This window comes from Acidovorax sp. (genome assembly GCF_027492855.1).
Lineage (GTDB): Bacteria > Pseudomonadota > Gammaproteobacteria > Burkholderiales > Burkholderiaceae_C > Acidovorax.
This window is the reverse complement of the sequence record NZ_JAPUDY010000079.1, coordinates 30912-55683: the sequence shown is the minus strand read 5'-3', so window position 1 is coordinate 55683 and position 24772 is coordinate 30912. Positions and strand designations below refer to the sequence as shown.

Here is a 24772-nt window from a genome sequence, read left to right as displayed (position 1 = left end):
CTGGGCGGCTGCAGCAGCATCAACGGCATGATCTACATGCGCGGCCAGGCGCGCGACTACGACCAGTGGGCCGAATTGACCGGCGACATCAACTGGCGCTGGGACAACACCCTGCCCTACTTCCGTCGCCACGAGGACCACTGGCGCTTGGACCAGCCCGCAGGCGTGAGCGAAAAATTCAAACGCCTGCACGGCAACCGAGCCACCGGCAGCACGGGCGAATGGCGCGTTGAAAAGCAGCGCCTGCGCTGGGAGGTGCTTGACGCCTTTGCCCAGGCCGCGCAGCAGGCTGGCATCCCGGCCACCGAAGACTTCAACGGCGGCAGCAACGAGGGCGTGGGCTATTTCGAAGTCAACCAGAAAGCGGGCTGGCGCTGGAACACCGCCAAGGCATTTTTGCGTCCCACCTGCTACGGCCGCCCCAACTTCGAGATGTGGACCAGCGCACAGGTCTCCAAGCTCATCATCGAAACCCAGGAGGACGGCAGCAAACGCTGCACCGGCGTGCAGGTGTGGGACGGCCAGGAAATGGTCACGGCCCGCGCCACGGACGAGGTCATCCTCTGTGCAGGCGCCGTCAACTCACCGCAGTTGCTGCAGCTCTCGGGCATCGGCCCCGCCGCGCTGCTGCACCGGCATGGGATTGGCGTGGTGCACGACCTGCCCGGCGTGGGCGCCAACCTGCAAGACCACCTGCAGATCCGCGCGGTGTTCAAGGTGCAAGGGGTGCAAACACTCAACACCATGGCCAATTCGCTGTGGGGCAAGGCCAAGATCGGGCTCGAATACGTCGCCAAGCGCAGCGGCCCCATGAGCATGGCGCCCTCGCAACTGGGCGCCTTCACACGCAGCAGCCCCGACCAGCCCTACCCGAACATCGAATACCACGTGCAGCCGCTGTCGCTCGACGCATTTGGCGATCCGCTGCACAGCTTTCCGGCGTTCACGGCCAGCGTGTGCAACCTCAACCCCACCAGCCGGGGCACGGTGCAGATCAAGAACGCAGACTTCAAGACCGCCCCGGCCATAGTGCCCAACTACCTCTCCACGGCCGAAGACCGCCAGGTTGCCGCCGACAGCCTGCGCGTCACGCGCCGCATCGTGGCCCAGCCAGCGCTCGCCAAATACCAGCCCGAAGAATGGAAGCCCGGCACACAGTTTGAAAGCGACGAAGACCTGGCGCGCCTGGCGGGCGACATCGCCACCACCATCTTCCACCCCGTGGGCACGACCAAGATGGGGCGCGATGACGACCCGATGGCAGTGCTGGACTCGCAAATGCGCGTGCGTGGCATTGCAGGCCTGCGTGTGGTGGATGCGGGCGCCATGCCCACCATCACCAGCGGCAACACCAACTCGCCCACGCTGATGCTGGCCGAGAAGGCGGCCGAATGGATCATGCAGGAGCGGCGGACACGCCGCGTGTAATGTCTCCAGGGAGGTCCCCGTTCCGCAAAAAGGGGCGGGAAACCCCCAATGCACCACCAGGGTGCAGCCGTTACAGTTACGCCACTCGAAAGCGCGCTTCGGTGTGCCAAGCGAGGGGCCCGAGGAGACACTCTTTCTACCAAGATCCAAAATTCAAGCACCCAACGAGGTGCATTTTCTTTCCAGGCGCTGGCGATCCCAGCGCCTTTTTCTTGCCCGCTCGCAAAATGCTCCACCGGCCCTGGACGCTCCATCAGTCCTGAATTGATAGCAATCCAGGTGCGAAAATAGCGCGATGGAATGGATTTTTACGACCCTGGCCTCTCTGCTCGCAGGCTTTGTGGATGCCATCGTGGGGGGTGGGGGCCTGGTGATGGTGCCCGCCCTGTTTGCGGCTTTTCCGGGGGCGGCACCAGCCACACTGCTGGGCACCAACAAGGCCGCGTCGGTGTGGGGCACCGCCATGGCCACCTGGCAATACAGTCGCCGGGTGCAGATCCGCTGGCAGGCCATGCTGCCTGCGGCCGCTGCCGGTTTTGTGGGCTCGTTTGCCGGGGCCTGGGCCGTCACGGTGGTGTCGGCAGACTTTCTGCGCAAGCTGCTGCCCCTGGTGCTGCTGAGCGTGCTGATCTACACCCTTGCAAAAAAGGACCTGGGGCGCCATCACACGCCGCGCTTCGCGGGCCGCACCGAGACACTCGTGGCGGGCCTGATCGGTGTGCTCATCGGTTTTTATGACGGCTTCTTCGGCCCCGGCACCGGCAGCTTCTTCGTCTTCTTGTTCGTGCGGCTGCTGGGCTACGACTTTCTCAATGCCTCGGCCTCGGCCAAGCTGCTCAACTGCGCCACCAACATCGCGGCCATTGCGCTGTTTGCCGCCAAAGGCCATGTGTGGTGGCACTTTGCACTGACCCTGGCCGTGGCCAACGTGGTGGGCAGCCTGCTGGGCACACACATGGCCCTCAAACACGGCGCGGGCTTTGTGCGCGGCATCTTCATCGTGGTGGTCAGCACGCTGATCCTCAAGACCGGCTACGACGCGTTCTTGCGCTGATGCGCGTGCCCCGAAAGCGCAGGAAATCCCCCTCAACTGTTGCGAATAGGCCCACAAAAGGGCGTCAAGGGTTGTCCGCAGTGTCAAGGGAAAAAAGCGCCTCTTTATAATCGTGTCCATTTGATGACGGCAGGCCTCGTCTTTGGCGATGACCCGGCCCTCATTCACCAAGCCTCCGGCCTGCTTACCCGCCTGCCGGATTTTTTTGTACCTGAAACACCCCCACAGGACCTATTCCATGAAATTGTTCAAGGCTGTCGCCACCGCCCTCGCGCTTTGCGCCGCATTCGCCGCCCAGGCCCGGACACTGGACGAGGTCAAGAAAGACGGCAAGATCCTCATCGCCACCGAAGGGCAGTTCGCTCCGTTCAACTACTTCAACGGCACCACCCTGACCGGCTTCGAAGTGGAAGTGGCCGAACTCGTGGCCAAGAAGATGGGCCTCACCATCCAGTGGAAGACCCTGGGCTTCGACGCCCTGCTCACCGGCCTGCGCCAGGACCGTTGGGACCTGGTGATCGCCTCCCACGGCATCACCGACGAGCGCGCCAAGGCCGTCACCTTCACCGCCCCCCACTACTGCTCGGGCGGCATGATCATCGCCATGGACCCCGCCATCAAGACCGCCAAGGACCTGGCCGGCAAGATCGTGGCGGTGCAGACCGGCACCAGCTACCTTGAAAACGTGCAGAAGGTCTCGTCCATCAAGGAAATGAAGAACTTCCCCACCGACGTGGACGCCCGCAGCGCCCTGAACTCGCGCCGCGTGGACGCCTGGGTGACCGACCGTTTCGTGGCCAAGGCCGTGGCCGAGAAGAACCCCGGCGCGGGCTTCAAGCTGGGTGACATGCTGTTCATCGAGCGTATCGCCTCAGCCGTGGCCAAGGGCAACACCTCGCTGGCCGCTGGCTGGAACAAGGCGCTGGCCGAAGTGATGGCCGACGGCAGCTACGCCGCGCTGTCCAAGAAGTACTTCAACGAAGACGTCCGCTGCAACTAAAAAGAAAAAGCGCCTCGCGCTTTTTCTACTCTTGAACGTTCCCTGAACGGGATTTCCCATGCTCACTGCCCTTTGGCCCGAGCGCTGGTCTCGCCAGCAGCGCAGCAACGCCACGCTCGTCTCGGCCGTCATCCTGATGGTCCTGGCGCTGGCGCTGCTGGGCCAGTTGCTCTCCTTCCTGCCCGAACCCATCGGCCCCAACGCCCAGGCGTTCTCTGACGGCGCACGCACCACCCTGTGGCTCACCCTGATCAGCGGCAGCGTGGGGCTGGTGCTGGGCACGGCCGCAGCCCTGGCCCGCACCGCGCGCTGGGCGGCGGTGCGCTGGGTGGCCAGCTTCTACATCTGGGTCATCCGGGGTACGCCGCTTTTGGTGCAGATCCTGTTCGTGTACTTTGCGCTGCCCGTGCTGGTGCCAGGCCTGAACCTGCCCGACTTCGCCGCCGCCGTGCTGGCCCTGGGCCTGAACGTGGGGGCCTACAACGCCGAGGCCATCCGCGCCGGGCTGCTGGCCGTGCCGCGCGGCCAGACCGAGGCCGCCAAGGCCCTGGGCCTGGGCCGGGTGCATGTGTTTCTGGACGTGGTGTTTCCGCAGGCGTTCAAGATCTCGCTGCCACCGCTGGTGAGCAACTTCGTGGCGCTGCTCAAGGATTCGTCGCTGGCCTATGCGATTGGCGTGGTGGAGCTGACCAACGTGGGCAACCGCATCCAGTCGGCCACCTTCCAGCCGATTGCCACGCTGTCTACCGTAGCCATCACCTACCTGCTGCTGACCACGCTGGTCACGCAGATCTCGAACGCCGTGGAATACCGCTTCGACGTGGAAGGGCGCAACAAATGACCAGCCAGGCCACGCCCTTCATCGTGGTGGACCGCGTCTGCAAATCCTTTGGCACCCACCAGGTGCTGCGCGACGTCTCCACCGTGTTCAACACCGGCGAAGTCACCGTGATCATCGGTGCCTCGGGCTCGGGCAAGAGCACGCTGCTGCGCGCCATCAACCGGCTGGAGCCGCACGACTCGGGGCGCATCACCATCGACGGCGAAGAAGTCACCGACGATCTGCACACCCTGCAAAAGCAGCGCAGCGAGGTGGGCATGGTGTTCCAGCAGTTCAACCTGTTCGGCCACATGAGCGTGCTCGACAACGTGACGCTGGCGCCCCGGCGCATCCGCCACACGCCACGCGCGAAGGCCAACGAGCAGGCCATGGTCCTGCTGCGCCGCGTGGGCATGCAAGACCACGCCCACAAGTACCCCTGGCAGCTCTCGGGCGGCCAGCAGCAGCGCGTGGCCATTGCACGCGCGCTGGCCATGCAACCCAAGGTGATGCTGTTCGACGAACCCACCTCCGCCCTCGACCCCGAGATGGTGCAGGAGGTGCTGGACGTGATGCGCGAACTCGCCCGTGGCGGCATGACCATGATCGTGGTCACCCACGAGATGGGCTTTGCCCGCGAGGTGTCTGACCGCGTCATGTTCTTCGACCAGGGCTGCATCGCGCACGACGCGCCGCCCGCTGAATTCTTCAGCAACCCCGCCAACGACCGCATCCGCGCCTTCATCGGCCGCATGAGCGCCTGAAATGCTCCACCCCCTGAGTCGCTTCGCGCCTTCCCCCTCTCTCGCTTCGCGGGAGGGGGACGCCCCCCAGCGCAAAGGCTGGATACGCCGCCTTCGCGGCGGGGCGGCCCTTGCGCGGGGGCACTCACCTCAGGCCGCGCCCACTTGACGAGCACTGACCAGCACCCAATGCCATGGACACCTGAGATCCAGATCCATGCAACATCCACAAAAAAGCCAACAACCCCTACCGGAGTGACCATGAAACTGAACCACACGTTCCTTGCCCTGATGGCCGCCGGCCTGTGCAGCCTGCCACCCGCAGCCTTTGCCCAGACCGCCAAGGATTTCGAAGACATGCGCAATGAGCTCAAGGCCCTGCGCGCCGAGCTCAACGCCATCAAGGCCCAACAAGCCCAGACGCCGGCCGCTGCGCCCGCCGCGTCGGCCTCGGCCTGGAACGACCGCATCGACGCGGTGGAACTCAAGCAAAAAGACGCCGTGGTGCTGGGCGACATCCCCGGCAGCTTCCGCCTGCCCGGCAGCGAGACCTCGATCCGCATCTATGGCCATGCCGAAGCCAACATGGTCAAGGACATCAAGGGCACGGCCACTGGCGACACCTTCACCAACCTGATGGAGCAGCCTCTGGGCGACACTCGCAACGGCAAAACCAGCCTGACCGCACAGACCTCGCGCTTTGGTTTCGAGACCTCCACGCCCACCAGTGTCGGCACCTTCAACACCAAGATCGAAGCCGACTTCTACGCCTACTGCGGCGCCGAGTGCAACCGCAACCGCCTGCGCCTGCGCCACGCCTATGGCGAATACGCGGGCTGGCTGATCGGCCAGACCTGGTCCACCTTCATGGACCTGGACAACCTGCCCGAAACCGTGGACTTCAACGGCCCGCCCGGCGCCACGTCCCGCCGCCCGACCCAGATCCGCTATACCTACAACAACCCCGACATCGCCAAGTTCCAGTTCGCGGTGGAAGAACCCACCGACGGCGCGAGAAGCCCGAACCTGGTGGCCCGCGTGGACAAAACATTCGACTGGGGCAACGTGAACGCCCGCCTGCTGTCGCACGAACAACGCCTGAGCGGCTTCAACAAGCGCGGCCTGGGCATTGGCCTGGGCGCGGGCTACAAGCTCACCGGCACCACCACGCTGATGGCGCAGTACACACGCATGGACGGCGACGGCGACGGCGCCTACCTGGTGGGCGCCAACTACCCCGTGCTCGACGGCGGCACCGTGCGCCTCGACAAGGCGCACGGCGTGGTGCTGGGCCTGTCCAACGTGTTCAGCGAGAAACTGCGCGGCACCGTCTCGCTGGGCATGGTGCGCTCGCGCAACAAGCTGGGCGACGCCTACGTGACCGCCTATGGCGCCGAAGGCAACCACAAGCTCTACCAATGGCACGCCGGCATGTACTACCTGCCGATCAAGAACGTGGAACTGGGCGGCGAGCTGATCGGCGGCCGCCGCACCACCTACGATGGTCAGCACGGCGACATGCTGCGCGTGAACCTGCAGGCGCGCTACCTGTTTAACTGATCCCGTTACTCTCAGCGGACGGGCTGGCCGGGCAACCGGCCAGCCCTTTTTCCTTTTCGTCTTTCTCTCTCTTCTTTCTTCCAATGCGTTCAGAACGTTGGGGCCTGCTGGCCCTGCTGGTGGTCACCGTGGTGTGGGGCACTACCTTTCCGGCCATGAAGCTGCTGTCCGCCCAGCTCGATGCGTTGCAGATCATCTGGCTGCGCTTCGTGATCGCGCTGGTGGTGCTGGCACCGCTGTGGTGGGGCATGCGGCGCCACGAGCGCCTGTGGGGCTGCGCGCTGGGCCTGCTGCTGTTCCTGGCGTTCTGGCTGCAGATCGAGGGGCTGGCGCGCACCAGCAGCAACCGCAATGCCTTCGTGACCGGCCTGAACGTACTGATGGTGCCGCTGATCGCCATGGCCGCACTGGGCCGCCGCTATGGCTGGCGCCTGTGGGCCGCCTGCGTTATGGCCCTCGCAGGCATGACCTTGATGTTCCACGAAAACGAGCCCTGGAACCTGGGCGATACGCTGACGCTGGCCAGCACCGTGTTCTATGCCCTCTACATCCTGGCGCTGGAGGAATGCGCGCGCCGCACCGCACAGCGGCCGCTGCGGGCCACACGCATGGCCGCCGCACAGGCCACGGTGATGGCGCTGGCCTCTACAGCGCTGCTGCTCGGCCGCGATGGCGGCATGGACTGGCTGCAGTCCGCCGCGCAACAACTGCCTACCGATGCCTGGGTGGCGCTGCTGTACTTGGGTCTGCTGGCCAGCGTGGTGGTCGTCACCCTGCAAGCCTGGGGCCAGCAGCGGGTGGACGCGATGCGCAGCGCCATCGTGTTCGGGCTGGAGCCGGTGTTTGCCGCTCTTACGGCCTGGGCGCTGCTGGATGAGCGGCTGGGCTGGGCGGGCCTGGCGGGTGCGGCGCTGATCGTGGCTGCACTGGTGTTCAGCCAGCTTGCACCGCCTGCAAAGGCGCAGCCCGCCTGAGCGCGGCGTTCAAGCAAAAACAGGCCCTAACGCTTATTCAATAAGCGCAAAAAGCTATTAAAATAATAGCAATCTACCACCCATACCCAGGCGGGTACGGCGTGCCTCACACCTGGGTGACCAGCCCGGTCATCTTCACCACCTCCAGATCGCGCCCCTTGACCGAGGCCAGCTCGGCACGCAGGCGGTCGTTGTCCCAGCGGCTGTCGGGTGCGCCGCTGATGAACCAGTCCGAGCCGTTGTCGGCCAAAAACATTCCGTGGGTTTTGAGCGCCGTCAGGATGGCCTTGGCCTCCGGGCTGAACGTGGCGGGAATAGAAAAGCCCGCCTTCAAACGCACCCGCATGCCCATGGGCGGCAGGTTCGTGTCGGTGCGTGAGGACGCGTAGTGGGTGGCTGGCGGCACAAACGCCCGGCGTGTGCGCGCCGCCGTGAAGCGCAGCGCATGGCGGATGCCACCCGCGCCCTGTGAGGCTTCGTCGTACCGCACCAGCCCGGGAAAGATGGGCAACCCGGCGGCGTCGGCACTGGTCCAGCCGCTCCGCGCAGTGGGCCGCACGTTGTTGCTATCCAGATGGAAGACGGCCCCCACATCGGCCTGCCACCGGTCCCCGCGCACAAAGGCACGACCCAGTTCATACAGCCGGTGGTTGTCGCGGTCGATCACCAGCACATGCCGGTCGCCATCCAGCCCCGGCGCCCCTTCCACGGGAGCGTCCAGCGGGACCGGGAACGGGCCGGGGTCGCTTTCATTTCCGTAGGCCTGGTACTCGACTGCCACCCTGGCCTGCTGGCCTGCGACCACCCGGTAGGGGATGCCGATGGGCGCGCCCTCCCACAGGCCAGAGCCAAAGTCGCGGTACAGGCCCTTGTCGGCGCCGATGCTGGCGATCAGGCTGTCCGAGGCCGGGTCCACTTCTGCATCGCTGATGTTCGTGTTCCACGGGTTGTCGACCGGGAAGGGAATCGCACCGTTGAGCGCCGCGCCCGCCCCCAGGCTTGCGCGCGAGAGGTTGCCGTAGGCCACGCTGCCCGAAGGTGGCGGCGGCGGTGGCAGCGGCGGTGGTGGCGCGGGCGGCGCAGGAGGCGTGGATGGCGCTGGGGGACTGGATGGGCTGGCGGGCGTGTCATCCCCGCCGCCGCCTCCACCGCAAGCGGTGAGTAGCAGAACAGGAAGGGCCCCCAGGGCCCGGCGGCGTTGGCGTTGCATGGCATCTCCGTTGCGTGGCAGTCCGTGAAAGCCCCCCGGAGGGGCTGGGCGGATTCTGCCGCCGAAGGTGCGCGCGGCCTGTTAGCAGATGTTCGCTGCGCTAAGGCAAGGGTAGCGCCACGTCGGCCGCCCGGCGGGGCTTGCCGATGGGGGCCGAAGCCTGGCCCTTTTGCACGGCGGCAATGTCTTCCTCGCTGGGGTACTCCCCCAGCAGCCAATAGTCGAACACCCGGCGGGCGATAGGCGCAGCGTGTGCGGCGCCAAAACCGGCGTTCTCCACGATCACCGCCAGCGCGATCGTGGGTGCTTCGGCAGGCGCGAAGGCAGCGAAGAGGGAGTGGTCGCGTTGGTGTTCCTCCAGCGCCTTGGCGTTGTACTTCACGTTCTGCCCCAGGCTCACGGCCTGGGCCGTGCCCGTTTTGCCTGCCGAGGTGTAGGGCGCGCCCGCAAACACGCGGGTGCCCGTGCCGCCCTTGTTCACGGCCATGAGGGCATTGCGCACCAGCTCTACATGCTTGGGCAGGTAGCCCAGGTTCTCGCCGGGGGGCTGGACAATTTCGGTAATGACCCCGGTGACCGAGTTCTTCACGGCCTTGGCCAGGTGCGGCCGGTGGCGGGTGCCGCCATTGGCCAGCGTGGCTTCGGCCAGCGCCAGTTGCAGCATGGTGAAGTTGTTGTAACCCTGGCCGATGCCCAGCGACACCGTCTCGCCCGGAAACCAGCGCTTCATGTCGGCGCGTTTGTAGGTGTTGCGCTTCCACTCCATGCTGGGCAACGTGCCGCGCACCTCGCCGTTGAGATCGATGCCGGTGGACTGGCCCAAGCCCAGGGGCTTCATGAAGTCGTGGATGGCGTCCACGCCCATCTCTACGGCCAGCGAATAGAAGTAGGTGTTGCTGGAGAACTGGATCGCACGGTGCATGTCCACCCCGCCCAGCCCGCCTTCGTGGCTGCGGAAGGTGTGACCGCCGAAGGTGTAGAAGCCCGGATCGTTGATCACCAGGCTGGGCGAGCGCTTGTTCAACTGCAGCGCCGCCAGCGCCATGAAGGGCTTGTAGGTGGAGCCCGGCGGGTAGGTGCCGCGCAGGGCGCGGTTGAGCAGGGGCTTGTCGATGGACTCGTTGAGCGCGGTCCAGTTTTCCACGTCAATGCCTTCAACAAAGAGGTTGGGGTCGAACGTGGGTTTGCTCACCAGGGCCAGGATCTCGCCGTTGCGCGGGTCGATCGCCACCAACGCGCCACGGCGGCTGCCGTACAACTCCTCGATCAGCTTTTGCAGCTTGATGTCGATGGACAGCATCACGCTGTCGCCGGGCGTGGCCGCGTGGCTGGAGAGCTTGCGCACTGCGCGCCCACCCGCCGATGTTTCCATCTGCTCGACGCCGGTGGCGCCATGCAAGGCCGACTCGAAGCTCTGCTCGATGCCGAGCTTGCCGATGTATTCAGTGCCCCGGTAGTTGGCCTCGTCCTCCGAATCCTGGATGCGGGCTTTCTCGTTCTGGTTGATGCGGCCGATATAGCCGATGGCATGGGCGCCCACATCGCCCAGCGGATAGTTGCGAAACAGGCGCGCCTTGATGTCCACGCCTGGGAACCGGTAGCGCTGGGCCGTGAAGCGCGCCACCTCCTGGTCGGTCAGGCGAGTGCGGATGGGCAGGGATTCGAAGTTGCGCGACTCATCCATGAGCCGCTTGAAGCGCCTGCGGTCCCGCGCCTGGATGTCCACCACCTTCGACAGCGCGTCGATGGTCTCGTCGAGCACACCTGCGCGCGACGGCGTGATCTCCAACGTATAGGCCGAATAGTTGGTGGCCAGCACCACGCCGTTGCGGTCCAGAATGAGCCCCCGGTTGGGCACGATGGGCACCACCGCCGTGCGGTTGCTCTCGGCCTGGGCGGCCAGATCCTCATGACGCACCACTTGCAAAAAAACCAGCCGGGCCACCACCAGGCAGAACGCGGCGAACACCACCAAGCCCACCACCACGGCGCGCAACCGAAAGCGCGAGGCGTCGGCTTCGCTGCTGCGCAGTTCGGTCATGCCAAGGCCTTCATAGGGGTCGGTTCTGGTCGCTGTCGGGCGGGCGGCGCTGGGGCGCCAACAGCACCCAGCTGGCCAGGGGCCAGAGCAGCGCTTCGATCAGCGGCGCCAGAAAACTCAACAACCCCGGAAAGATGCCTCCGGCGGCCATGCGCAGCAAGAGCTCGATCGCGTGGGCCAGCGCAAACAGGGGAAACACCTGCAGTGCCTGCGAGGGAACGCTGAACCACAGCAAGCGGCGGTGCATGGCGATGGCGCCAAAAGACAGCACCGTGTAGGACAAGGCATGCTGCCCCAACAAGGCCGACTGGCTCACGTCCATACACAGCCCCAGCACGAAAGCAGCCCCCATGCCAATGCGCAGCGGCTGGTGCACACCCCAGAAGACAAGCAGCACCATCAGCCAATCGGGCGTCCAGACGATGCGGCCCAGCGGCAGCATGTTGAGGGCCAGGCCCGCCACCAGGCTGGCCCAGATGAACACCGGGTTCACCGGCATCAGCAGAGGCTCACCACGCGGCATGATCATGGCGTGCATCCTTTCAGAAGGGGCGTGTGGCTCACTTGCGTCCTCCCCGTTTGGCGGCAGGCGCTGGGTGCGCAGGTTCAGGCCGGGGCAGTTCGTTGTCGGCCAGCGGCTTGAGCACCACCACATGGCGGGCACCCTGCACCTGGGCCAACGGCACGCAGTAAATCCGGGCAAAGGCAGAATCGGCCCGGCGCTCCACGCGCACCACCCGCGCCACGGGCAAACCCGGCGGGTACAGGCCGTCCACGCCGCTGGTGGTCAGCAAATCGTCTTCGCGGATGTCGGCATTGGCGGGCATGAAACGCAGTTCCATGCCACCGCCGTGGCCCGCCACAGGGTCGCCATAGGCCACACCCCGCACGCCGGTACGGATGTTCAGCACAGGGATGGCCTGGTCGCGGTCCACCAACAGAGTGACCTCGCTCACCAGGGGGAAAACACGCGTGACCTGGCCCAGCACCCCGGCCTCGTCCATCACCGGCGAACCCAGCTCCACACCACCCACCTGGCCCCGGTCCAGCACCACGCTGCGCGTGTACGGGTCAGCGGTGTCGTAGATCACCTCGGCCGCCTGGGCGGGGGTTTCCAGGCGGTCACGCAATGCCAGCAGCGCGCGCAGGCGGCCGTTTTCCAGGGCGAGTTGCTCGGCCTGGTTGGCGCGCTGGCCCATCGCCGTCATCTTTTTATGGGCTGCGTCCAGATCGTTCTGCGCAGTCTTCAGCGACTGGAAATAGCTGGAGCCGTGGCTGGCGAATTCCACCGGTTGGAGCATCAGCCATTGCACCGGGTACAGCACGGTGGCCACCACTTTGCGGAACGGGTCGGTGATCTTGAACCGCGCGTCCGCCACCATCAGGAACAGGGCCAGCGCGCTGAACACGGCCAAACGCGACAGGGCCGAAGGGCCCTGCTTGAAGAATGGGGGAGCGCTGCGCTCCAGGGTACCCAATGGCATGGTGCGCCGCGATCAGGACTGGCCGCGTGGAAGCCGTTCCACGGGCACATGCTCAAGATGAAGCCTTGGGGCGGGTGCGGTCATGCAGTTCATGAGCGGATTTCAGAGTGGAAAGTGCCTGCAATTACCAGGCCCACTGGCTTACTCGCTCGTGAAGATGCTGCCCAGGCGGTCCATGCGCTCCAGCGCAATACCGCAGCCGCGCACCACACAGGTCAGCGGGTCTTCGGCCACCAGCACCGGCAGACCGGTTTCCTCGGCCAACAGGCGATCGAGGTCGCGCAGCAGCGCACCGCCGCCGGTCAGCATCATGCCGCGATCGGCAATGTCGGCGCCGAGTTCGGGCGGGGTCTGCTCCAGCGCGTTCTTGACGGCCGAGACGATCTGGTTGAGCGGGTCGGTCAGCGCCTCCAGCACTTCGTTGCTGGAGATGGTGAAGCTGCGCGGCACGCCTTCGGAGAGGTTGCGGCCCTTGACTTCCATCTCACGCACTTCGGAGCCGGGGAAGGCCGAGCCGATGTTCTTCTTGATGGACTCTGCCGTGGGCTCGCCGATCAGCATGCCGTAGTTGCGGCGGATGTAACTGATGATGGCTTCGTCAAACTTGTCGCCACCCACGCGCACACTGCCCTTGTAGACCATGCCGCCCAGCGAGATCACGCCCACCTCGGTGGTGCCGCCGCCGATGTCCACGACCATGGAGCCGCTGGCTTCCGAGACGGGCAGGCCAGCGCCGATACCGGCGGCCATGGGTTCTTCAATCAGATACACCGCCGTTGCGCCTGCGGCCTCGGCCGCATCTTTAATAGCGCGGCGCTCGACCTGGGTGGAACCGCAGGGCACGCAGATGATGATGCGCGGGCTGGGGGTGAACAGCGTGCGCGGGTGCACCATCTTGATGAACTGCTTGATCATCTGCTCGGTGATCACGAAGTCGGCGATCACGCCATCCTTCATGGGCCGGATGGCTTCGATGTTGCCAGGCACCTTGCCCAGCATGGCCTTGGCTTCGTGGCCTACGGCCTGGATGACTTTCTTGCCGTGCGGCCCGCCTTCGTGGCGGATGGCGACGACAGAGGGCTCATCGAGCACAATGCCTTTGTCGCGGGCGAAGATGAGGGTGTTGGCTGTGCCAAGGTCAATGGCAAGGTCGGTGGAGAAGTACCGACGGAAGGCTCCGAACATTCAAGAATCCTCTCGGGCATAGCGCGCGCGTCGGCCTGCTATCGCCTGGTTTTGGGGGCTGTCTAGGGCTGTTTTCACGCAAATGACTCCTATTTTGGGAGCTTTGCGGCAAAGCCGGGATAATACCCCATCCCCTGTGAATAACTCCCCGTGGCCCAGCCCGGAGCACAGCTTTACTTCTGGTTTCTCTTGATTCTTCTCCCTATGGCACTGACCCCCCAGGACATCGGCCGCATTGCCAATCTGGCACGGCTTGAGCTGACACCCTCCGAAAGTGAGCGCATGCTCACACAGCTCAACGGCTTCTTTGACATCGTGGAACAGATGCGGGCTGTGGATACCTCGGGCCTCACGCCCCTGGCCCACCCCGTGGCCGCCATACAGGATGTGGCCCTGCGGCTGCGCGAAGACGTGGCCAGCGAGCCCAACCAGCGCGAAGCCAACCAAAAGAGCGCCCCCGCTGTCGAACGCGGCCTGTTCCTCGTGCCCAAAGTGATCGAGTGAGGCCCGCATGACAACCACAACCCACAAAGCCCTGCACGACCTCAGCGTGACCGAGCTGGCCGCTGGCCTGCAAAACAAGCAGTTTTCTGCCGTCGAAGCCGCCCGGCATTTTCTGGCCCGCGCCCAGGCACACCAGAATCTGGGCGCCTACGTGGCACTGAATGAAGACGCCACCCTGGCACAAGCGCAAGCCGCCGATGCACGCCTTGCTGCGGGCACCGCAGGCGCGCTGGAGGGCGTGCCGATTGCGCACAAGGACATTTTCGTCACCCGCAACTTCCCCAGCACCGCAGGCTCCAGGATGCTTGCGGGTTACCAGTCGCCGTTTGACGCCACCGTGGTCACCAAGCTGGCCGATGCGGGTGCCGTAACGCTGGGCAAGCTCAACTGCGACGAGTTCGCGATGGGCTCGTCCAACGAAAACTCGGCCGTGGCCCCCGTGGGCTTTGATGCCCCCGCCCCCGTGCGCAACCCCTGGGACACCGACCGCATCCCGGGCGGATCGTCCGGCGGCAGCGCTGTGGCCGTGGCCGCACGCCTGGCCCCGGCCGTCACCGGCACCGACACGGGCGGCTCCATCCGCCAGCCCGCCTCGTTCTGCGGTATCACCGGCATCAAGCCCACCTATGGCCGCGCCAGCCGCTACGGCATGATCGCTTTTGCCTCCAGCCTGGACCAGGCCGGCCCCATGGCCCGCAGCGCCGAGGATTGCGCGCTGCTGCTGTCGGCCATGTGCGGCCCTGACCCGGACCGCGACTCCACCTCGCTTGACGTGCCTGCCGAGAACTTCAGCGCGAAGCTGAACAACAGCATCGACGGCCTGCGCATCGGCATCCCGGCTGAATTTTTTGGCGACGGCCTGGCGCCCGACGTGCGCGCCGCCGTGGACGCTGCGCTCAAGGAATACGAAAAACTCGGCGCCAAACTGGTGCCCATCAGCTTGCCGCGCACCGAGTTGTCCATCCCGGTGTACTACATCATCGCGCCTGCCGAGGCCTCGTCCAACCTGAGCCGTTTCGACGGCGTGAAGTTCGGCCACCGCGCCAAGGACTACACCGATCTGGTGGACATGTACAAGAAAACCCGCGCCGAAGGCTTTGGCGACGAGGTCAAGCGCCGCATCATGATTGGCGCCTACGTGCTCTCGCACGGCTACTACGACGCCTACTACCTGCAGGCGCAAAAAATCCGCCGCATGATTGCCGACGACTTCCAGAACGCCTTCAAGAATTGCGACGTGATCGCCGGCCCCGTGGCCCCCACCGTGGCCTGGAAGCTGGGCGACCATGGCAACGACCCGCTGGCCGACTACCTGGCAGACATCTTCACCCTGCCCGGCTCGCTGGCCGGCCTGCCCGGCATGAGCGTGCCCGCTGGTTTTGGCGAAGGCGGCATGCCTGTGGGCCTGCAGCTCATTGGCAACTACTTCCAGGAAGCCCGCCTTCTGAACGCTGCGCACCGCCTGCAGCAAGCCACCGATTTCCACCTCCGCCGTCCGGAGGGTTTCTGACATGACCGCCAAACTGATCCACGGCTACGAGGTCGTCATCGGCTTCGAGACCCACACCCAACTCGCCACGCAGAGCAAAATCTTCAGCCGCGCGCCCACCGCCTTTGGCGCCGAGCCCAACACCCAGGCCTGCGCTGTGGACCTGGCCCTGCCCGGCACGCTGCCGGTGATGAACCGCGAAGCGGTGGTCTGCGCTATCAAATTAGGACTGGCTCTGGGCTCCCACATTGCGCCAGTGAGCATTTTTGCTCGTAAAAACTATTTCTACCCCGACCTGCCCAAGGGTTACCAGATCAGCCAGTTCGAGATCCCGGTGGTGCAAGGCGGCGAGGTCGAGTTCTTCTTGGGCGACGAGAAGAAGACCGTGCGGCTGGTGCGCGCTCACCTGGAAGAAGACGCAGGCAAGTCGCTGCACGAAGACTTCATTGGTCAAAGCGGCATCGACCTGAACCGCGCGGGCACACCGCTCCTGGAAATCGTGACCGAGCCCGATATGCGCTCGTCCGACGAGGCCGTGGCCTATGCCAAGGAGCTGCACAAGATCGTCACCTGGATCGGCATCTGCGACGGCAACATGCAAGAGGGCAGCTTCCGCTGCGACGCCAACGTGTCGGTGCGCAAGCCCGGCGCGCCCCTGGGCACGCGCCGCGAGATCAAGAACCTGAATAGCTTCAAGTTCATGCAGCAGGCCATCGACTACGAAATCCGCTGGCAGATCGAGCAGATTGAGGACGGCCACGCCATCCAGCAGGCCACCGTACTGTTCGACCCCGACACAGGCGAGACCCGTGCGATGCGCACCAAGGAGGACGCGGCCGACTACCGCTACTTCCCTGATCCCGACCTGCCTCCGCTACATATTTCAGAGCAGTGGGTGCAAGAGCAACGGGCGCTGATGGCCGAATTACCTCGCAGCATGGCCGCACGATTCGTCGCCGAGTACGGCCTGCCCGAGTACGACGCCACGACACTCACACAGAGCAAAGCCATGGCCGCCTACTTCGAGACAGCGGCCAAGGCCTGCGGCCAGGCCAAACTGGCCAGCAACTGGATCATGGGTGAGGTGTCGCGCCGCCTGAACATGGCCGAAACCGGCATCGAGCAAGCCCCGGTGTCCGCAGCCCAGTTGGCCACTCTGATTGCACGCATTGCCGATGGCACAGTCTCCAACAACGCGGCCAAGCAGGTGTTCGACGCTCTGTGGACCGGCGAGGGCCATGAGGTGGATGCCGTCATCGAAGCCAAGGGCCTCAAGCAGATGAACGACTCCGGCGCGCTGGAGAAAATCATCGACGAGGTCATCGCCGCCAACGCCGACAACGTGGCGCAGTTCCGTGCAGGCAAGGACAAGGCCTTCAACGCGCTGGTGGGCCAGATCATGAAAGCCAGCAAGGGCAAGGCCAACCCGACGCAGGTCAACGAGCTGCTGCGCGCAAAGCTGGCGGGCTGAGGCCAAGCGCAAAAAGAACGAAGGGGCCACGAGGCCCCTTTGTTCTTTTGTGACCCACCTTTTTCCTGCCCGCCTATACCCAGCAGCAGCCAGCAAACAAGCGGCTGTTAGCGTGTGCCTGGGGCCGGGGATGCAGCCTCGCTGGCGGGAGCCATGGCCGATGCTGGCAGGCGTTGCGCCTCCCACAGCTTGCGCAGATGGGCCAGTTCGGCGTCAAAGCGCTGGTGCACACGCCGTTTTTCCTGGTCTTGCCCCGCAATGAAGCGCTGCTGCTCGGCGATGCTGTCTTCGTTTTCGGCAATCCGGCGGCGCAGTGCCATGGGCGCCTTGTTGGGATCGCTCTTGTAGAACTCCATCTCCACGTCAAAGGCCTTGTGTTGCTGCTTGAGCTCGGCAATGCGTTTCTCGGCGGTGACGGTCACGTCATCGATCATCTGGATGGCCGCCGTGCGCTCCACGTCGTGGGTGGCCTTGTCGGGGTAGCGGGTGGTGAGCACGCGCTCGCGGCGCCGCTCTTCCAGGTCACGGCTGCGCGCCTCGGCCTCTTTACGGCGCTGAGCCTCCTGGGCGGCGCGTTCCTGCTCTGTGAGCGAGGGGCCGATCTGCCTGCGCACCGTGCCCGATGGGCTCAGTTCGCGCTGTTCACGGTCCAGACATTCGGCGATGGGGCGGTCTGCGGTCAGCCGCCGCCCATTGCGGTCCACACAGGTATAGATGCCGCTGGACGTACCCTGCGCCCACGCAAAATCGGCGGCCAGGGTGACCAACAGAACCCCGCCCATGAACCTCCACGCCGATTTGCTGCTCAAAGTTTTCTACCCCTCGTTAACACCATAACGCTGGCGGTAGGCCAGCACTTTCTCGTGGTGGGAGCGCATCACCTCGTCCCCATTACGCTCCAGATAGAGCAATAAGTCTGCCAGGCACGCAATAGCACACACCTGCATGCCCAATTGATTGCGCACGTACTGCACGGCACTGTGCGCCACGTCCTGACCATTCTCCGTGGCTTTTTCCTGCCGGTCCAGTGCAATGGCCACCGCATGGGGCGTGGCACCGGCTGCGCGAATGATGGCGATGGACTCGCGGGCGGCGGTTCCGGCAGACATCACGTCGTCCACGATAAGCACCCGACCCTGAAGCGGCGCCCCCACCAGCGTACCACCCTCGCCATGGTCCTTGGCCTCTTTGCGGTTGTAGGCAAAGGGCACGTTGCGCCCCAGCCGGGCCAGCTCCACCGCCACGGTGGCCGCCAGCGGAATGCCCTTGTACGCGGGGCCAAAGACCATGTCGAACTCGATGCCGCTGGCCAGCAGGGCTTTTGCATAGAATTCCGCCAACTGGCCGATCTTGCGGCCATCATCGAACAGGCCGGCATTGAAGAAATAGGGGCTCAGGCGCCCGGCCTTGGTCTTGAACTCGCCAAACCGCAGCACGCCCGACTCGACGGCAAAACGTACAAAATCCTGCGCCAGTTGGCCCTGCTCAGGGGCTTGCCCGCCAACATCCACCATGGGGAAATCCTTGTTCAAATTAACCAGCCTCAATCTCAATGGCATCCGCTCGGCCACCAGCAAAGGCGTGGAAAGCTGGATGGCAGCCACGCGGCCGGATTGTATTTGTGTGCAGGAAGTCAAGGCACAAGCGCCCGACATGGCCAACCGCTTTGAACGTCTGGCCGACCTGCAGGGCCACTTCCACTATGCCCAAAAAAAGGGCTATTCGGGCGTAGGCATTTACACCCGGCGCGAACCTTCAGACATAGTGATTGGCTATGGATCTGAAGAATTCGATGCAGAAGGCCGCTATGTCGAGCTGCGCTTTGACACACCGGCCCGCAAGCTGTCCATCATCAGCGCCTATTTTCCCAGCGGCTCCTCGGGCGAAGAACGCCAGCAAGCCAAGTTCCGCTTCCTCGCCGAGTTCCACCCCCAACTCATGCGCCTGAAGGCTGAGCGTGAATTCATCCTGTGTGGCGACATCAACATCGCGCACCAGCAAATCGACCTCAAGAACTGGCGCAGCAACCAGAAGAACAGCGGCTTTTTGCCTGAAGAACGGGCCTGGATGACAAAGTTGTTGCACACAACTGATGAAGGCGGCGGCATCATCGACGTCTACCGTCAGTTGCAACCCACAGCCACCGACACCGCCTACACCTGGTGGAGCAACCGCGGCCAGGCCTATGCCAACAACGTGGGCTGGCGGCTGGACTACCACCTGGCCACCCCAGCACTCGCGGCGCTGGCACGCACGGAGTCCATCTACAAGGACGTGAAATTCTCCGACCACGCGCCGATCACGGTGGACTACGAGTTCGGGCTGTGACCTGACGCGCCCTTCAGCAACACACCAACAAAAAGGGCTCCCAATAGGAGCCCAGTCTGCTTGGCATCAGTGCGGGGGTCTAAAAACACTCCCCATGGCAGCAGCACCCACGACCGTGAAATGCCACCACCATGGGAAGGCCCGCAACTGCGTCAATTCCTCAATTACATGATGGTGCCGATTTCGCCGTGAGGAATCTGGCCCGTGCGCACAGCCTCAGCAGCCAGGGCACGCACGGCAGAGCGGTCGGCTGTGGACGAGTAAGTCACCACGCGCGAACCTGCGGGTTCCATGTTGTGGGTGCGGGCTTCGACCACGGCTTCTGCGTTCACTTCAGCGCGGGTGCGGTTCGTCTCGAACTGCAGGGCAAATTGCGAACCATCGGCTTCATCAGCCAGGGCGCCAAAAGAAACGAAAGCAGTCACAGCAGCGACGGAGAGGAAACGTGCGGTCTTGTTCATGATGGAAATCCTTTGAAGTTAAAAAGCGTCTCAAAAAAGCCGGGGTAAAGAGAGTGAAAGCGACATGCTCATAACCACTTCACACCGGGTTCGGTGAGTCGCCTTGCGGGTTCGGCTCATCGATGGGTTGAACTTTACGCCGGTGAAGGGCAATGAAAAACCATTCAGTCACGAACTGACTGTTTCAGTTTTCGGAATAGTTGTACCTTGAGGGAGCATCACCCGCACTCCATTGGCATACTTCACGGAACACGCGAACAAATGGCCCACGGTCTGCGACCGCGCTCTGTGTACAAGAAGCCCTTTTCGTCCACCTCAACCCAACGCCCTGCCCGCATGCTCCGCTACCTCACCGTCCCCGTCACCGCGTTCCAGCAAAACTGCTCCCTCGTCTGGTGCGATGCCACTATGCAGGCTGCCGTGATCGACCCCGGCGGCGATCTGGATGTGCTGCAGGCCGAGGCCAAGCGCCTGGGCCTTGCGTTGGAACAGATCTGGCTCACCCACGCCCACATCGACCACGCAGGGGGGACGGGTGAGTTGGCGCAGCGGCTGTCCATTCCCATCGTCGGGCCCCACCCTGGCGACCAGTTCTGGATCGACGGCCTGCCACAACAAAGCGCGATGTTCGGCTTTCCGCCCGCGCAGCCCTTCACGCCCACACGCTGGCTGCACGATGGCGACCAAGTGCAGATCGGCAATGAAACCCTGAACGTGCGCCACTGCCCTGGACACACGCCGGGCCATGTGGTGTTCCATGCTCCACAGATCGACCGGGCCTTTGTGGGTGACGTGCTGTTTGCAGGCAGCATCGGCCGCACGGATTTCCCCCAGGGCAACCACCAAGACCTCATCGACAGCATCACCGGGCGCCTGTGGCCGATGGGGGATCAGACAGTGTTCATCCCCGGCCATGGGCCGGAGAGCACATTTGGGCGAGAGCGCAAGAGCAACCCCTACGTGGGCGGAACCTGAAACGCGCTCTGCTTTCTTGCTACTTCCTATCTGGTGGCCGTCTTCCCGAGCAAGGCCATGAGTCCCGTGGCCAAGGTGCCGCGCCAGTGCAGGTAGTCGTGCCCGGCAGCATATTCGCGGTGATGCACCGCATAGCCTTTGGCTCGCAGCACGTCGCGCAGGTGGCGCGTGGATTCGAGAATTCCCACCTGCTCTGCCCGGTTGCCTTCAAACAAACCGGCCTCCAGATAAAAGCGCACCGGCCGCAACGGCTGCCGCACGAATTCGCGCGTGAGCCACGAGGGCTCCTGCCCCTCGGCACTCCACCAAAAGGAGCCCGACTGGCTATAGACGTTGCCAAACCACTCGGGATGCTGCAGCCCTGCATAAGCCGCAGCCAGCCCGCCATAGCTGGCACCCGCCACCACCGTGCGGTCTGCGTCGGCAGCCACTCCCTGGCTTCGTGCCCAGGGCATGAGCTCCGTCGCCAAAAACCGCATGAACGCGGGGTTGGGCGGTAGTTCCTCGTTGCGCGCCTTGCGGCTGGGGTTACTGATCAGGATGGCCGCCGTGGGCGGCAATTCGCCAGCCGCGATCAGGTTGTCCAGAATGGTCGGCGTCGGGATCTCGTTTTGGTAGGCATCGCCATCGAACACCACCAAAAGGGCGTTACCTGCCGCGTCCGGCTGCCATCCAACCGGCCGATACAGCGTGACGTTCCGCGTATTGCCAAGCACCGTGCTGGAAACCCTGTGTCGGGCCACTACCCCTTGCGCGACGCCCTCTCGGGCCGCCACCCATTCCTGCGCCGGGGCTTGCGGCAGTTCCAGCACAGATTCGCCTGCGAATATGTCGATCGGCCGAGCGGGAAAACTGCGGGCGTTGAGCGGATCACGCTGCGCCGTGGCGACGATGGCGCGGCGGCGCACCGGTGCAGGGGCATTGAGCTCCGGCACGTCGGGGGCCAGCTTGTAGCCCAGCCGGGTATCGGGGGGTACACGGTAGCTGCGGTACCAAACATCGCTGCCCTCCAACCGGGCCATTGCATCATGGTTGCCTGAAGGCGCGCCGAACACCCAGGCGTTGCGCTGCGCGCCACGCCACAAGAAGGTAACCAGCACCGAGCCATCTGGCGCTGGGTGGGCGTCCGGCTCCACCAGCGGGGTGCCACGCTCACGCATCTCAGTCCAAAACGCTTCGGTGTCCGCTCCTCCACTGACCAGCGCCTGTTGCAAGGCCCGCAAACGGAGGCTTTCCAAGACATGGGGCGGCGGCACCTGGGCCGCACGGGGCACTACCTCACTCACGCGCAGGCTGTAGCCGCCCTCCACGGGAGCGCGCACCTCCAGCGCATACGGCGGATTGGCGCCCGCCACAAAGACAAAGTCCTGCGGGTTACCGACCCCGGTGGCCAGCACACGCTCACGCTGGCCCGCTGCGTTGACCAAAACCAGGCGCATGCGGTCCCCACCCAGGCTGCCACGCACCAGGTCGCCCGGCTGTGCGTCCAGTGGATGGGCACGGGCTGTCATCCGCGCAAGCACCCCCTCAGCCACACCGCCCATGGCAAGCGGCCCACCGGGTGGTGTGTCGGTGGCGGCATGCGCCTTCATCGTCAGGACCAGCGCGCCCACCAGGACACACGCAGCTCCCTTCGATAGCCAGCCCTTCTTTCCCGCCATCCAGCGCCCGGTGCCGCTGTGCATCAGAAGTCGAACGTGGCCGACAGGCGCACGGCGCGTGGAGCGCCCACGTTCACCCGGCCCGCGCCCCAGATACTTTCAAAGTACGCGCGGTTGGCGAGGTTGGTCACCGTGGCGCGCAGCACCACTGGCTGGGCGCCAAAGCGCGTGGCGTAGCGGGCGCCCACATCCACGGTGGTCCACGACGGCAGCTTCACGCTGTTGTCGCCTGTGAGCCACTGCGATCCCGTGTGGTTGACACGGCCGTTCACCGACAGGCCTTGCACGCCAGGGATGGCCCAGTCCGCGCCCAGGTTCAGCGTGAGCTTGGGCACGCCGAACTGCGCACGGCCTTGGTTCACACCCTTGTTGGTCTTGGTCTGATCCGCCTCTGTGTAGGCCACACCGCCCAGCAGTGTGAGGGCCGGGTTCAATTGGCCGAATACGTTCCACTCCACACCCCGGTTACGCTGTTCGCCATCGAGCACCTGGCGATTGTTGGCCTCGATGAGGGCGGGCTTGCTGATCTGGAACAGGCTCACGGTCTGCGTCAGGCTGCCGCTCACCCACTTCACGCCCACCTCCATCTGCTTGCTCTTGTAGGGCTTGAAGGTCTCGCCCTCATTGGCATAGGGTGCCTTCACGGTAGTGCCCGCGCTCAAGCCTTCCACGTAATTGCCGTACAGCGAAACGTTCTCGCCCCAGGGCTTGAACACGGCGCCCACCAAAGGCGTCACGGCGCTCTCCTTGTACTTGCTGAGTTTTTGCTCTACCTGCTGTGCACGCAGGCCCAGGGTGAGCTGCACCTTGTCATCGGCAAAGGACAAGGTATCAGCCACGCTCAGGGCCGTCATCACATCGTCGTTGTACTTGGTGAAGGTGGATGCAGCTGCCCCTGCAGGCATGGTGATCGGCGTGGGGTTGTAGATATTGCTGCGGATGGGCGCAGTGCCGTTGCCACGGCCGCCGCCTTCGTAGTTCATCAAGTTGGCGGCCAGGGTGAGCTTGTGCGCCACGGCGCCGGTGCTGAACTGGCCGCGCAGACCCAACTCAGCCGTGGTGGTGTCGTACTCGCCCCAGGAGTTGTAGGCCGTTCCCGTGGCATTGCCGGTGGCCGCATTGGCTGCCGTCCACACCGGGCGGGTGCCAAAAATAAAGCCGTCATAGCCATGCTGGGCCTTGCCTGCGGAAGCAAAAGCCGTCCAGCCCGCGTTGATCTTGGCCTGGCCACGCACGATGAGACCCTGCGTCTGCGTGTTGCTGTACACGCCTTCACCATAGAAGAAATTGGTGGAGCCATCGGGCGCCTTGGGCACCGTGGTCCAGCCGGTGATGATCGGCTGCATGGGTGAGCCCTTGCGCACCTTGTTCTTGAGCGAATAGGCATCGGCCTCCATGCTCCAGCCCTCGCCTTGGTAATCGAGCGCCAGGTGGCCAATCTCGCGTGCCTTGGTCTGATGGTCGAGCCAGGTCTCGCCGCCCGACACCACGCCGTTGACGCGCACACCCAGGCGCTTGTCCTCGCCGAACCGGCGCGCCACATCGGCGTGCACGCCCACATTCGACTTGGACGAATAGGTGGTGGTCACGCGCGTCAGCGGATCCTTGCCCGCGCGCTTGGGCACGAGGTTGATGGCGCCACCCACATCCCCCGTGGCCGGCATGCCCATCATCATGGCGCCAGGCCCCTTGAGCACTTCCACGCGCTCGAAAATCTCGGTGGGAGTGTTCTGCTCGGGCGCCAAGCCATAGACGCCATTGATGGCCATCGAACCGGCCAGTACACCAAAGCCACGGATGGTGAAGTTTTCAACAATGTGACCTTCGTTGGTCGTCGTGCGCACCGAAGGGTCGTTCTTGAGCACCGCGCCCACCGTCTGTGCCTGCTGGTCGGCAATGCCCTCGGCGGTGTAACCCGTGATGTTGAAGGGCGTGTCCATCACGCCCACATTGCCCAGCACGCCCAGGCGCGTGCCCTTGGCCACCTGGCCACCGGGCGCTGCGGCGGGCAGGCTTTCGGGTGTTTCAGCGGATGCGTTGACCGTCACCTCCTTGAGAGCCACGGTGGCAGCTGGGCTTTGCGCCAGGGCCGCACCGGCACCGGCCAGCAAGGTCCACGCGCAGGCTTGGGCGATCTGGCGCAGGGCAAAAGGATGTGCCGGTGAGGCACTCCGGGAAGGGCGGCGAGTATGCATAACGGTCCTGGAACAAAATTGAGATAGAGAGGATCCGGATCATCGAATTGCAAACAAGAATGAGTGCGATTCCATCAACAACACCCACAGAGGCCCAGAAAACGGCCGCACTCAGCGGGATAAGAGCAGGAATTTCGTGACCCGACGTGCCGATAGATAGCATCCGGCGTGGGTTCGATGATTCCACGC

At 64.4% G+C, this 24772-nt stretch carries 22 protein-coding genes; 12 read left to right on the top strand and 10 right to left on the bottom strand.

Annotation, left to right across the window (positions count from 1 at the left end):
- The 7 genes from Q0105_RS15895 to Q0105_RS15865 all read left to right on the top strand — a co-directional run.
- Nucleotides 1-1428 (top strand): GMC family oxidoreductase N-terminal domain-containing protein (locus Q0105_RS15895; RefSeq protein WP_298213105.1); only part of this gene is annotated, 1428 nt, incomplete at its 5' end.
- Nucleotides 1429-1723: 295 nt separating this feature from the next.
- The gene (locus Q0105_RS15890; protein ID WP_298213104.1) at nucleotides 1724-2482 is read left to right on the top strand and encodes a TSUP family transporter; all 759 of its coding nucleotides are present in this window, start codon (nucleotides 1724-1726) and stop codon (nucleotides 2480-2482) included.
- 238 nt (nucleotides 2483-2720) lie between these two features.
- Nucleotides 2721-3482: an ABC transporter substrate-binding protein gene (locus Q0105_RS15885; RefSeq protein WP_298213103.1), complete on the top strand. Its 762-nt coding sequence runs from the start codon at nucleotides 2721-2723 to the stop codon at nucleotides 3480-3482.
- A gap of 58 nt (nucleotides 3483-3540) precedes the next feature.
- A complete protein-coding gene (locus Q0105_RS15880; protein WP_298213102.1) occupies nucleotides 3541-4323 on the top strand; it encodes an amino acid ABC transporter permease in 783 nt (260 codons plus the stop codon).
- Nucleotides 4320-5066 carry an amino acid ABC transporter ATP-binding protein gene (locus Q0105_RS15875; protein WP_298213101.1) on the top strand — a complete coding sequence of 249 codons (747 nt, stop codon included), beginning with the start codon at nucleotides 4320-4322 and terminating at the stop codon, nucleotides 5064-5066. Before Q0105_RS15880 ends, Q0105_RS15875 begins: the two co-directional genes overlap by 4 nt.
- Nucleotides 5067-5306: 240 nt before the next feature.
- A complete protein-coding gene (locus Q0105_RS15870) occupies nucleotides 5307-6605 on the top strand; it encodes a DcaP family trimeric outer membrane transporter (RefSeq protein WP_298213100.1) in 1299 nt (432 codons plus the stop codon).
- A gap of 83 nt (nucleotides 6606-6688) precedes the next feature.
- Nucleotides 6689-7579, top strand: a complete 891-nt coding sequence (locus Q0105_RS15865) for a DMT family transporter (protein ID WP_298213099.1) — start codon at nucleotides 6689-6691, stop codon at nucleotides 7577-7579.
- A gap of 106 nt (nucleotides 7580-7685) precedes the next feature.
- Here Q0105_RS15865 and Q0105_RS15860 read toward each other — a convergent pair whose 3' ends face one another.
- The 5 genes from Q0105_RS15860 to Q0105_RS15840 form a co-directional block, all read right to left on the bottom strand.
- Nucleotides 7686-8789: a hypothetical protein gene (locus Q0105_RS15860; protein WP_298213098.1), complete on the bottom strand. Its 1104-nt coding sequence runs from the start codon at nucleotides 8787-8789 to the stop codon at nucleotides 7686-7688.
- A 100-nt stretch (nucleotides 8790-8889) separates the two neighbouring features.
- Complete coding sequence (mrdA, locus tag Q0105_RS15855) at nucleotides 8890-10830, bottom strand: penicillin-binding protein 2 (protein WP_298213097.1); 1941 nt, start codon at nucleotides 10828-10830, stop codon at nucleotides 8890-8892.
- Between the two features lie 10 nt (nucleotides 10831-10840).
- Nucleotides 10841-11359, bottom strand: coding sequence for a rod shape-determining protein MreD (mreD, locus tag Q0105_RS15850; RefSeq protein WP_298213096.1), 519 nt, complete (start codon nucleotides 11357-11359; stop codon nucleotides 10841-10843).
- 31 nt (nucleotides 11360-11390) lie between these two features.
- Nucleotides 11391-12314, bottom strand: a complete 924-nt coding sequence (gene mreC / locus Q0105_RS15845; RefSeq protein ID WP_298213095.1) for a rod shape-determining protein MreC — start codon at nucleotides 12312-12314, stop codon at nucleotides 11391-11393.
- Between the two features lie 141 nt (nucleotides 12315-12455).
- Nucleotides 12456-13499 (bottom strand): rod shape-determining protein, encoded by a 1044-nt coding sequence (locus Q0105_RS15840; RefSeq protein WP_063460976.1) that lies wholly within the window; start codon nucleotides 13497-13499, stop codon nucleotides 12456-12458.
- Nucleotides 13500-13703: 204 nt separating this feature from the next.
- Between Q0105_RS15840 and gatC the strand changes: the two genes are divergently transcribed.
- Genes gatC through gatB form a run of 3 tightly spaced genes read left to right on the top strand, consistent with a single transcriptional unit; the run spans nucleotide 13704 to nucleotide 16963 of the window.
- A complete protein-coding gene (gatC, locus tag Q0105_RS15835; RefSeq protein ID WP_298213094.1) occupies nucleotides 13704-14003 on the top strand; it encodes an Asp-tRNA(Asn)/Glu-tRNA(Gln) amidotransferase subunit GatC in 300 nt (99 codons plus the stop codon).
- A gap of 7 nt (nucleotides 14004-14010) precedes the next feature.
- Nucleotides 14011-15513: an Asp-tRNA(Asn)/Glu-tRNA(Gln) amidotransferase subunit GatA gene (gatA, locus tag Q0105_RS15830; protein ID WP_298213093.1), complete on the top strand. Its 1503-nt coding sequence runs from the start codon at nucleotides 14011-14013 to the stop codon at nucleotides 15511-15513.
- A 1-nt stretch (nucleotide 15514) separates the two neighbouring features.
- Nucleotides 15515-16963 (top strand): Asp-tRNA(Asn)/Glu-tRNA(Gln) amidotransferase subunit GatB, encoded by a 1449-nt coding sequence (gene gatB, locus Q0105_RS15825; RefSeq protein WP_298213092.1) that lies wholly within the window; start codon nucleotides 15515-15517, stop codon nucleotides 16961-16963.
- Nucleotides 16964-17070: 107 nt separating this feature from the next.
- Here gatB and Q0105_RS15820 read toward each other — a convergent pair whose 3' ends face one another.
- A complete protein-coding gene (locus Q0105_RS15820; protein ID WP_298213091.1) occupies nucleotides 17071-17745 on the bottom strand; it encodes a DUF4124 domain-containing protein in 675 nt (224 codons plus the stop codon).
- A 33-nt stretch (nucleotides 17746-17778) separates the two neighbouring features.
- Nucleotides 17779-18477, bottom strand: coding sequence for an orotate phosphoribosyltransferase (pyrE, locus tag Q0105_RS15815; RefSeq protein ID WP_298213090.1), 699 nt, complete (start codon nucleotides 18475-18477; stop codon nucleotides 17779-17781).
- Nucleotides 18478-18487: 10 nt separating this feature from the next.
- On the opposite strand from pyrE, the gene Q0105_RS15810 reads away from it, so the two are divergent.
- The gene (locus tag Q0105_RS15810) at nucleotides 18488-19291 is read left to right on the top strand and encodes an exodeoxyribonuclease III (protein ID WP_298213089.1); all 804 of its coding nucleotides are present in this window, start codon (nucleotides 18488-18490) and stop codon (nucleotides 19289-19291) included.
- A 164-nt stretch (nucleotides 19292-19455) separates the two neighbouring features.
- Here Q0105_RS15810 and Q0105_RS15805 read toward each other — a convergent pair whose 3' ends face one another.
- Complete coding sequence (locus Q0105_RS15805; protein ID WP_298207745.1) at nucleotides 19456-19752, bottom strand: DUF4148 domain-containing protein; 297 nt, start codon at nucleotides 19750-19752, stop codon at nucleotides 19456-19458.
- Between the two features lie 336 nt (nucleotides 19753-20088).
- On the opposite strand from Q0105_RS15805, the gene Q0105_RS15800 reads away from it, so the two are divergent.
- On the top strand, nucleotides 20089-20727 hold the full coding sequence (locus tag Q0105_RS15800) for an MBL fold metallo-hydrolase (protein ID WP_298213088.1): 639 nt from the start codon (nucleotides 20089-20091) through the stop codon (nucleotides 20725-20727).
- Nucleotides 20728-20753: 26 nt separating this feature from the next.
- Here Q0105_RS15800 and fes read toward each other — a convergent pair whose 3' ends face one another.
- Together fes and Q0105_RS15790 are read right to left on the bottom strand one after the other, a co-directional pair.
- Complete coding sequence (gene fes, locus Q0105_RS15795; RefSeq protein ID WP_298213087.1) at nucleotides 20754-22412, bottom strand: enterochelin esterase; 1659 nt, start codon at nucleotides 22410-22412, stop codon at nucleotides 20754-20756.
- Nucleotides 22412-24583, bottom strand: coding sequence for a TonB-dependent siderophore receptor (locus Q0105_RS15790; protein ID WP_298213086.1), 2172 nt, complete (start codon nucleotides 24581-24583; stop codon nucleotides 22412-22414). Before Q0105_RS15790 ends, fes begins: the two co-directional genes overlap by 1 nt.
- Nucleotides 24584-24772 lie beyond the last annotated feature (189 nt).